This window comes from Stenotrophomonas rhizophila, from assembly GCF_000661955.1.
Taxonomy (GTDB): Bacteria; Pseudomonadota; Gammaproteobacteria; order Xanthomonadales; family Xanthomonadaceae; genus Stenotrophomonas; species Stenotrophomonas rhizophila.
In genome coordinates, this window is record NZ_CP007597.1 from 1,135,286 (window position 1) to 1,144,428 (window position 9,143).

The 9,143-nt window shown below is 69.1% G+C and carries 9 protein-coding genes; 7 read left to right on the forward strand and 2 right to left on the reverse strand.

Annotated features, from left to right (window positions below):
- The first annotated feature begins 12 nt into the window (after nucleotides 1-12).
- The 3 genes from DX03_RS04785 to tsaB all read left to right on the forward strand — a co-directional run bounded on the left by DX03_RS04785 (nucleotide 13) and on the right by tsaB (nucleotide 3,598).
- Nucleotides 13-543: a tetratricopeptide repeat protein gene (locus DX03_RS04785; protein ID WP_038686773.1), complete on the forward strand. Its 531-nt coding sequence runs from the start codon at nucleotides 13-15 to the stop codon at nucleotides 541-543.
- A 278-nt stretch (nucleotides 544-821) separates the two neighbouring features.
- Nucleotides 822-2,885, forward strand: coding sequence for a DNA repair helicase YoaA (gene yoaA / locus DX03_RS04790; RefSeq protein WP_038686775.1), 2,064 nt, complete (start codon nucleotides 822-824; stop codon nucleotides 2,883-2,885).
- Nucleotides 2,886-2,890: 5 nt separating this feature from the next.
- The gene (gene tsaB, locus DX03_RS04795) at nucleotides 2,891-3,598 is read left to right on the forward strand and encodes a tRNA (adenosine(37)-N6)-threonylcarbamoyltransferase complex dimerization subunit type 1 TsaB (RefSeq protein ID WP_038686777.1); all 708 of its coding nucleotides are present in this window, start codon (nucleotides 2,891-2,893) and stop codon (nucleotides 3,596-3,598) included.
- Nucleotides 3,599-3,627: 29 nt separating this feature from the next.
- On the opposite strand, the gene DX03_RS04800 is transcribed toward tsaB, so the two are convergent.
- Together DX03_RS04800 and gshB are read right to left on the reverse strand one after the other, a co-directional pair.
- Nucleotides 3,628-4,515, reverse strand: a complete 888-nt coding sequence (locus DX03_RS04800; RefSeq protein WP_038686779.1) for a TonB family protein — start codon at nucleotides 4,513-4,515, stop codon at nucleotides 3,628-3,630.
- On the reverse strand, nucleotides 4,512-5,462 hold the full coding sequence (gene gshB / locus DX03_RS04805) for a glutathione synthase (RefSeq protein ID WP_038686781.1): 951 nt from the start codon (nucleotides 5,460-5,462) through the stop codon (nucleotides 4,512-4,514). Before gshB ends, DX03_RS04800 begins: the two co-directional genes overlap by 4 nt.
- A 248-nt stretch (nucleotides 5,463-5,710) precedes the next feature.
- Between gshB and pilG the strand changes: the two genes are divergently transcribed.
- The 4 genes from pilG to DX03_RS04825 are packed head-to-tail and all read left to right on the forward strand — an operon-like array spanning nucleotide 5,711 to nucleotide 9,103.
- Nucleotides 5,711-6,112, forward strand: coding sequence for a twitching motility response regulator PilG (gene pilG / locus DX03_RS04810; protein ID WP_017356958.1), 402 nt, complete (start codon nucleotides 5,711-5,713; stop codon nucleotides 6,110-6,112).
- A gap of 17 nt (nucleotides 6,113-6,129) precedes the next feature.
- Nucleotides 6,130-6,492, forward strand: a complete 363-nt coding sequence (locus DX03_RS04815) for a response regulator transcription factor (RefSeq protein WP_038686783.1) — start codon at nucleotides 6,130-6,132, stop codon at nucleotides 6,490-6,492.
- Nucleotides 6,492-7,022 carry a chemotaxis protein CheW gene (locus DX03_RS04820; RefSeq protein WP_038686785.1) on the forward strand — a complete coding sequence of 177 codons (531 nt, stop codon included), beginning with the start codon at nucleotides 6,492-6,494 and terminating at the stop codon, nucleotides 7,020-7,022. Before DX03_RS04815 ends, DX03_RS04820 begins: the two co-directional genes overlap by 1 nt.
- A 44-nt stretch (nucleotides 7,023-7,066) precedes the next feature.
- Entirely contained in the window at nucleotides 7,067-9,103 is a 2,037-nt protein-coding gene (locus tag DX03_RS04825) for a methyl-accepting chemotaxis protein (RefSeq protein WP_038686787.1), read from the forward strand.
- The last annotated feature ends 40 nt before the right edge of the window (nucleotides 9,104-9,143 follow it).

The window sequence follows — 9,143 nt, forward strand, 5'->3', positions numbered from 1 at the left end:
AGGCCGGCCCGCATGACTACCCGAACCCTGATCCGTTCCGCCTGCCTGCTCAGCCTGGGCCTGGCACTCACCGCGTGCGTCACCCCGGCACCGCCGGTGAAGGCGCCCGTGGACACCACCACCCCGGCCCAGCGCATGGCGGCCGTGGAGGCGGTGGCCGTGGGGGCCGATGACAAGGAACTGGCCGTGCAGCCACTGCGCGACGCCGAGATCGAAGACCTGCGCATGACCGCGCAGGTGCGCCGCCAGGCCAACGACCTGCCGGCCGCCGCCGAAGCGTTGAACCAGGCGCTGCTGATCTCCGAAGGCGATCCGTCGATCCTGCAGGAACGCGCCGAAATCGCCTTGCTGCAGGGCGACTGGCCGCGTGCCGAATCGCTGGCGCGCAAGGCGGTCGACCTGGGCTCGAAGACCGGCCCGTTGTGCCGTCGTCACTGGGCCACCATCGAACAGTCGCGCCTGGCGCGGGGCCAGAAGGAAAACGCCGCCTCCGCGCACGCCCAGCTGGAAGGCTGCACGGTGCCGGGCATCAAGCGGTACTGACCGCAGGCAACCCCCGTAGAGCGGGGCTCTGCCCCGCTGCGCGCAATGCCATCCCCCCGTAGAGCGGGGCTCTGCCCCGCTGCCCTGAATCCGGTGCAGCGGGGCAGAGCCCCGCTCTACGGGGGGCGTTCCGCGCGCGCAGTCCATGCGGGGGTTACGTTCCGCGCGCGCAGTCCACATGGGGTTTGCGTTCCGCACGCGCGCGCAGTCCATACGGGGTTTACGTTCCGTGCGTGCGCCCGATCCATGGGGCGGGTGGCAGCCTTTATCATGGGCGCATGTCACGCCTTGCCCATGCCAGCAGCGAAGCCCTCAGCGAGGGCGGGACGCTTGCCAGCCAGTTGGATGCCTTCGTTGCTCGCCCGGCGCAGCTGCGCCTGACCGCTGCCATCGCCGAAGCCTTCGACCAGCGCGACGTGCTGCTGGCCGAGGCCGGCACCGGTACCGGCAAGACCTATGCCTACCTGGTGCCGGCGCTGTTGTCGGGGCTGAAGATCATCATTTCCACCGGCACCCGCGCGCTGCAGGACCAGCTGTACCACCGCGACCTGCCGCGGGTGCGCGCGGCGCTCGGGGTGGGCCACAGCAGCGCGCTGCTCAAGGGCCGTGCGAACTATCTGTGCCGCTACCGCCTGCAGCAGGCCCGCGGCGAACCCCGCTTCAGTTCGCCTGAGCAGGTGGCGCAGTTCCAGCGCATCCTGGCCTGGTCCGGGCGCAGCCGCTTCGGCGACATGGCCGAGCTGGAAGCGCTGCCGGAAGACTCGCCGCTGTACCCGATGGTCACCTCCACCGTCGACAACTGCCTGGGCAACGAGTGCCCGTTCTGGGACGACTGTTTCGTGGTGCAGGCGCGCCAGCGTGCACAGGCGGCCGACGTGGTGGTGGTCAACCATCACCTGCTGCTGGCCGACCTGGCGCTCAAGCAGGAGGGCTTCGGCGAGATCCTGCCGGGCGCGCAGGCCTTCGTGATCGACGAGGCGCACCAGCTGCCGGAACTGGCCGCCAACTTCTTCGGCGAAGGGTTCGGCATGCGGCCGTGGCAGGAACTGGCGCGCGACTGCCTGGCCGAAAGCCGCAGCGTGGCCGGTGCGCAGGCCGCGCTGCAGGTACCCGCTGCCGCGCTGGAACAGACCCTGCGCGACCTGCGCACCGCCATGGACGGGCTGCCACCGCGCGGCACCCAATGGCGCGCGCTGGCGGTGCCGCAGGTGCGCGATGGCTTCGATGCGGCGATGTCGGCCCTGGTGTCGCTGCGCGACGCGCTGGTCGGCGTGCGCGAGGCGTCGCCGGGCCTGGACGCCTGCCACGCGCGGGCGCTGGAAGCGGTGGCGCGGTTGTCGCGCTGGCTCGGCGAAGACGCCCCGATGCTCGATTTCGACGCCGACCCGGAACTGGCCGCGGCCCCGGCGGACGTGCTGTGGTACGAACTGACCCCGCGCGGCTTCCGCTGCCAGCGCACCCCGATGGACGTGTCCGGGCCGCTGCGCGAGCATCGGCAGCGCTCGATGGCGGCCTGGGTATTCACCTCGGCCACGCTGACCGTGGACGGTGGGTTTGCGCATATTTCGCAGCGGCTGGGGCTGGACGATCCGGTCACCCTGCTGCAACCCAGCCCGTTCGACTGGGCAACGCAGGCGCTGTGCTACCTGCCCACCGACCTGCCGGACCCGGCGGCGCGCGGGTTCGGCACCGCCCTGATCCGGGCACTCACCCCGGTGCTGGAGGCATCGCAGGGCAGGGCGTTCCTGCTGTTTGCCTCGCACCGCGCGCTGCGTGAAGCGGCCGAAGCGCTGCGTGATGCACCGTGGCCCCTGTTCGTGCAGGGCGAGGCGCCGCGCGCGACCCTGTTGCAGCGTTTCCGCGAATCGGGCAACGGCGTGCTGCTGGGCTCGGCCAGTTTCCGCGAAGGCGTGGATGTGGTGGGCGATGCGCTGAGCGTGGTGGTGATCGACAAGCTGCCGTTCGCCGCACCGGATGATCCGGTGTTCGAGGCGCGGCTGGACGCGATCCGGCGCGACGGCGGCAATCCGTTCCGCGATGAGCAGCTGCCGCAGGCGGTGATCGCACTCAAGCAGGGCGTCGGGCGGCTGATCCGCAGCGAGACCGACCGCGGCGTGCTGGTGCTGTGCGACCCGCGGCTGCTCAGCCGCAGCTACGGGCGGATCTTCCTGGATTCGCTGCCACCGTTCCGGCGCACCCGCGCGCTGGACGATGTGCGCGGCTTCTTTGCGCCACAATGGCCGCCTGACGCGCTGCTCGCGCCACCCGCTGCAGCGGCGGCGCCCGCTGCAGCCCCTGTGTCACCCGCGGCACCCGATGACTTCCCCACTTCCCTGTTCTGACCGCCATGAAACTGCTCGCCTTTGAAACCGCCACCGAAGCCTGTTCCGTCGCCCTGTATGTGGATGGGCAGGTGCGTGAGCGGTTCGAGATCGCCCCGCGCCGCCACGCCGAGCTGAGCCTGCCGTGGGCCGAGGAACTGCTGGCCGAAGCCGGCATCGCGCGTTCGCAGCTGGATGCCATCGCGCTCGGGCGCGGCCCCGGCGCGTTCACGGGCGTGCGCCTGGCCATTGCCATCGCGCAGGGCATCGCCTTGGCGCTGGACCGCCCGCTGCTGCCGGTGTCCACGCTGCAGGTACTGGCGCTGCGTGCGCCGGCCGGCGCCGACCAGGTGCTCAGCAGCATCGACGCCCGCATGGGCGAGGTGTACGCGGCGCGCCAGGTGCGCGTGGACGGCCAGTGGCAGCTGCAGGGCGAAGAGATCGTGTGTGCGCCCGAGGCGGTGGTCCTGCCCGAGGGCAGCCGCTGGTTCGGCGTGGGCACCGGCTTCGGCGCTGCCGACGGTCTGCTGGCCACGCGCCTGGCCGATCAGCTCGACGGCGTCGATGCGCAGGCGCTGCCGCGTGCATCGGACCTGCTGACGCTGGCAGTGCCGGCGTTCGCGCGCGGCGAAGGCGTGGCCCCGGAACGTGTCGAACCGGCCTACCTGCGCAACAACGTGGCGCTGACGCTCGTGGAACAGCAGGCCGCCCGCGCCGCCAAGGCCGCCCGGTAGAGCCGACCGTTGGTCGGCTGCCCCCAACCTTACCGATCGTCGCGCAACGTACCGCCGGGCAGGAACGCCCAGGTCCGGGTCACCTGCAGGATCTCCACGCCGTCGTCGGTCTTGGGCAACGGCGGGAACGGCTGGGCCAGGCGGACCACGCGCAGGGCAGCCTCATCCAGCAACGGGGTGCCGCTGCTGCGCAGGATCCGCGCACTTTCCACGCTGCCGTCGCGGCGCACGCCGACGGTGATCACCACCTGCCCACCCAGGCGGCGCTGGCGGGCTTCGTCGGGGTAATTGAGGTTGCCCACGCGCTCGGCGCGGTCCACCCACGCCCGCAGGTAGTTGGCGTAGGCGTATTCCTTGGTGCTGGCCGACACGAACTTGCGGTTCGGGCGCTTGGCGTACTGCGCCGAGCGCAGGTGCACCTCGGCGGCCAGCCGGGCCATTTCCGCGTCGCGCTGCTCGCGCGCATTCAGCGGGGCCTCCGGCTGCGGGTGCTCGGGCAACGGCTGCGGCTGCGCGCTGGCCACCTGCTCGGTGCTGTTGCGGCTGGACACCACCCGCGTCTGCGGCGGGGGTGGGTTGGCCGCGTCCTGGCGCTGCTGCGGCACCGGCGACAGCCCGGCCTGCGGCTGCGGCACGATCCCGGCCTGGTTGTCGCGCGGGCGCTGGGCCTTGTCGTGGTCGCCGCCGCCCTGCTGGTTGGCCTGGGCCAGGAAATCGGCCTGCTTGGGCGTCAGCGCGGTCTGGGTCTGGCTGAAGATCACCTCCAGGGTGGGCACCAGCGCGGCCTTGTCGGTCACCGCAAAGCCCACCCCCAGGATCAGCAGCGCATGCACCAGCAGCGACAGCGCCAGGGTCGCGCCCAGGCGCTGCGATTCGCGCGCCTGCAGCGGCGTCAGCGGTGCAACCGTCGCACTCATCGCGGCAGGCTGGCCTCGATGGCGTCGAACAGCGTGCCGGCGATGTTCAGCCCGAACTGGGCATCCAGCTCGCGTACGCAGGTGGGGCTGGTGACGTTGACTTCGGTCAGGTAATCGCCGATCACGTCCAGGCCGACAAAGCGCATGCCGCGGCGCTTCATTTCCGGCCCGACCTGGGCGGCGATCCAGCGGTCGCGGTCGCTCAGCGGGCGGCCTTCACCGCGGCCACCGGCGGCCAGGTTGCCGCGGAATTCGTCGCCCTGCGGGATCCGCGCCAGGCAGTAGTCCACCGGCTCGCCGTCGACCAGCAGGATGCGCTTGTCGCCGGCGGTGATGTCCGGGATGAACTTCTGCGCCAGGGCCAGCGTGCGCTCGCCGTCGGTCAGGGTTTCCAGGATCACGTTGAGGTTGGGGTCGCCGGTGCCGCTGCGGAAGATCGAGCGCCCGCCCATGCCGTCCAGCGGCTTGAGCACGGCCTGGCCGTGTTCGAGCACGAAGGCTTTCAGGTCGGCGTTGCGGCGGCTGACCAGGGTCGGCGGGCAGCACTGCGGGAACAGCAGCGCGGCCAGCTTCTCGTTGAAATCGCGCAGTCCCTGGGGGTCGTTGACCACCAGGGCGCCGGCCTGCTGGGCCACGCTGAGCACATGGGTGTCGTAGATGAATTCGGCATCCACGGGCGGGTCCTTGCGCATCAGCACGACCTGGCCGGGGCCGAACACGGTCTGGCTGAATTCGCCCAGGGTGAACCAGTCGGCCTTGTCCTCGCGCACCTGCAGCGGCGCGGTGCGGGCGACCGCCTGGCCGTCGCGCAGGGCCAGCCCGCCGGGGCTGACGTAGTGCAGGGCATGGCCGCGGCGCTGGGCTTCCAGCAGCATCGCGAAGGTGGTGTCCTTGGCAATCTTGATGTGGGCGATGGGGTCCATCACCACGATGACGTTCAACGGCATGGTCGCAACCTGGCGGGCAGGGCGATGATGGTAGCCGCAACCGGGGCCGGTTGCCTGCCCGGCGGGGTGCAACGCTGCGTCCGCCCGGCCCCGGGGTTTGCGCAAAACGGGCCGATCCGGCCCGGTCCGACCCGTCTGCGGCTTGGCTGAAGTGGCCGCGCTTGTAGCCTGCGCGGGAAGTGCGATATAGATACGCTTTCGCAGCGACGCCGGACCAAGCAGAAGCGTCGCGCGCCCGGGGAAAGGTAATGACTGAAAACATGGCTGCGGGTGGGGAACTCGCAGGGCTTAGGGTCATGGTCATCGATGATTCGAAGACCATTCGCAGGACCGCCGAAACACTGCTCAAGCGCGAAGGCTGCGAGGTGGTGACCGCGACCGATGGTTTCGAGGCGTTGGCCAAGATCGCCGACCAACAGCCGCAGATCATCTTCGTGGACATCATGATGCCGCGGCTGGATGGCTATCAGACCTGTGCGCTGATCAAGGGCAACCAGCTGTTCAAGTCGACCCCGGTGATCATGCTGTCCTCCAAGGACGGCCTGTTCGACAAGGCGCGCGGGCGCATCGTCGGCTCGGAGCAGTACCTGACCAAGCCATTCACGCGTGAAGAACTGCTGGGTGCCATCCGCACATACGTCAACGCCTGACCAGGGGGAAAGGCACAATGGCTCGAATCGTTCTGATCGAGGATTCACCGACCGACCGTGCGGTGTTCACGCAGTGGTTGACCAAGGCCGGGCACGAAGTACTGGAAGCGGACAACGCCGAGGACGGGCTGGTGCTCGTGCGCGAGCATGCGCCGCAGCTGGTGCTGATGGACGTCGTCCTGCCGGGCATGAGTGGCTTCCAGGCCACCCGTGCGATGGCGCGTGATGCGGCCATCAAACATATTCCGGTCGTCATCGTCAGCACCAAGGCGATGGAGACCGACAAGGCGTGGGGGCTGCGCCAGGGGGCGGCCGACTACATCGTCAAGCCGCCGCGCGAGGAGGAACTGATCGCGCGGATCAACCAGTTGGTGGTCTGATGCGTTCTCCTTTCGACATCCTCGAAGCCTACGAACGGCGCAGCCTGGCCCATGCCGTGCAGCTGCCCGAACGTCAGTTCGCGCAGGACCTGTGGCGTGGCGTCGGTTACCGCGTGGGCAAGCGCCACCTGGTGTCGGATTTCCGCGAAGTGGTTGAAATCGTGCCGATGCCGCCGATCACCCCGGTGCCCGGCGCACAGCCGTGGCTGCTGGGCGTGGGCAACCTGCGCGGCAACCTGTTCCCGGTGGTGGACCTGAAGTACTTCCTGGAAGGCGAGCGCACCGTGCACCAGGAAGGCCAGCGCGTGTTGATCATGCGCCAGGCCGGCGGCGACGTCGCGCTCACCATCGATGAACTGTTTGGCCAGCGCAGCTTCGACCAGGGCCAGGACATCGCCATTGGCGATCTCGCCAGCGGCCGCTACGCCCACTTCATCGACCGTGCCTTCCACGGCGATGGCCACGATTGGGGCGTGTTCTCACTGTCGCTGCTGTCGCGCACTCCCGAATTCAGGCAGGCCGCAGCCTGATTGCTGCCGCCTGTCTCACCGTATTTGATGATCGAGGTTGAACGATGAGTACTACTTCGGAATCCGCCAAGGCCGGCAAGCTCGGGTCGGTGGGAACCAATTTCTGGCTCGGCCTGCTGGCCCTGTCGATGATCGTGTTCGGCGTCAACACCGGCGTCGCCACCTGGCAGGGCAGTCGCCTGGCCGGCGCCAGTACCGGCGCGGCCGATCTGCAGGTGTTGTCCCAGCAGCTGGCCAACCAGGGCCGTGAAGCGGTCTCGGGCAACGCCCAGGCGTTCACCGCCTTCAAGGACACCAAGACCCGCATCGAGAGCACGGTGAGCAGCCTGCAGGGCCGCTACGGGTCCGAGGCCAACGTGTCCGGCCCGCTCACCCAGCTCAGCCAGACCTGGGAGCCGCTCGGCAAGAGCGCCGCCCAGCTGGTGGCCAGTGAGCCGGCGGTGCTGGCCTTGGCCGGCAACGCCAACAACTTCGTCAACGGCGTGCCGGCACTGCAGGCACAGCTGAACGAAGTGGTGCGCGCGATGTCCGCTGGCGGTGCGCCGGCCTCGCAGGTGTACAACGCGCTGCAGCAGGTGGTGGTGGTGGGCTCGATGGCCCGCCGGGTCACCGAAATGCGCGCCGGCGGTGCCAATGCCGCCGCGGCGGGCGACGCGCTCGCCCGCGACTCGGTGGTGTTCACCCAGGTGCTGGACGCCCTGCGCAACGGCAACGAAGAACTGGGCATCACCCCGGTGCGCAATGCCGGCGCGCTGGCTGCGCTGGAGCAGTCCCAGAAGCAGTGGGACACCATGAAGAAGGACGCCGACGCGATCCTGGCCAGTTCGCGCCAGCTGTTCTCGGCGCAGTCCTCGGCAGCCGCGCTGACCGGTGGTGCCACCCGCATGCTGGACGACAGCAAGAAGCTGTTTGAAGCCTTCTCCTCGTTCGGTTCGGTGCGCGACACGCGCCTGTTCCCGAACTTCTGGCTGGGTGTGATTTCCGGTGCGCTGTCGCTGATCGCCATCATCGGCTTCGTCAGCAGCACCGTGCGCAGCCGGTCGCGCGAGCAGGACCTGCGTTACCAGACCCAGGTGGAATTCAACAGCCGCAACCAGCAGGCCATCATGCGGCTGCTGGACGAAATCAGCTCGCTGGGTGAAGGCGACCTGACGGTGAAGGCCTCGGTGACCGAGGACATGACCGGCGCGATCGCAGACGCCATCAACTACGCCGTGGACGAACTGCGCCACCTGGTGACCACCATCAACGACACCTCGGCCAAGGTCGCGCTGTCCACCCAGGAAACCCAGGCCACGGCCATGCAGCTGGCCGAAGCGGCCGGCCACCAGGCCAACCAGATCACCTCGGCATCGGACCGCATCGGCGAAATCGCCTCGAGCATCGAACAGGTGTCGCGCAACTCGGCCGAGTCGGCCGACGTGGCACAGCGCTCGGTGGTGATCGCCGCCGAAGGCGCCGGCGTGGTCCGCGAGACCATCCAGGGCATGGACCAGATCCGCGACCAGATCCAGGAAACCTCCAAGCGCATCAAGCGCCTGGGCGAATCGTCGCAGGAAATCGGCTCGATCGTGGAACTGATCAACGACATTTCCGAGCAGACCAACATCCTGGCGTTGAACGCCGCGGTGCAGGCGGCCTCGGCCGGTGAGGCCGGCCGTGGTTTCGCCGTGGTGGCCGACGAAGTGCAGCGCCTGGCAGAACGCACCTCCGGTGCGACCCGACGCATTGAAGGCCTGGTCCAGGCCATTCAGGCCGATACCAACGAAGCGGTCAGCTCGATGGAGCAGACCACCGCCGAAGTGGTGTCCGGTGCGCGCCTGGCCGAAGACGCCGGTACCGCACTGACTGAAATCGAACGCGTGTCCAACGCGCTCAACAACCTCATCAAGAACATCTCGATCGCCGCCCAGCAGCAGTCGTCGGCCGCCTCGGACATCACCCGCACCATGGGCGTGATCCGTCAGATTACCGGCCAGACCTCGCAGGGTGCGGGACAGACCGCCGAGTCGATCGGTCATTTGGCACAGCTGGCGGCCGACCTGCGCCGCTCGGTTGCCGACTTCAAGCTGCCGGCGTGAGCCGCGGGCAGGGCGGAGAGGGAAGGAATCAGCAGATGAT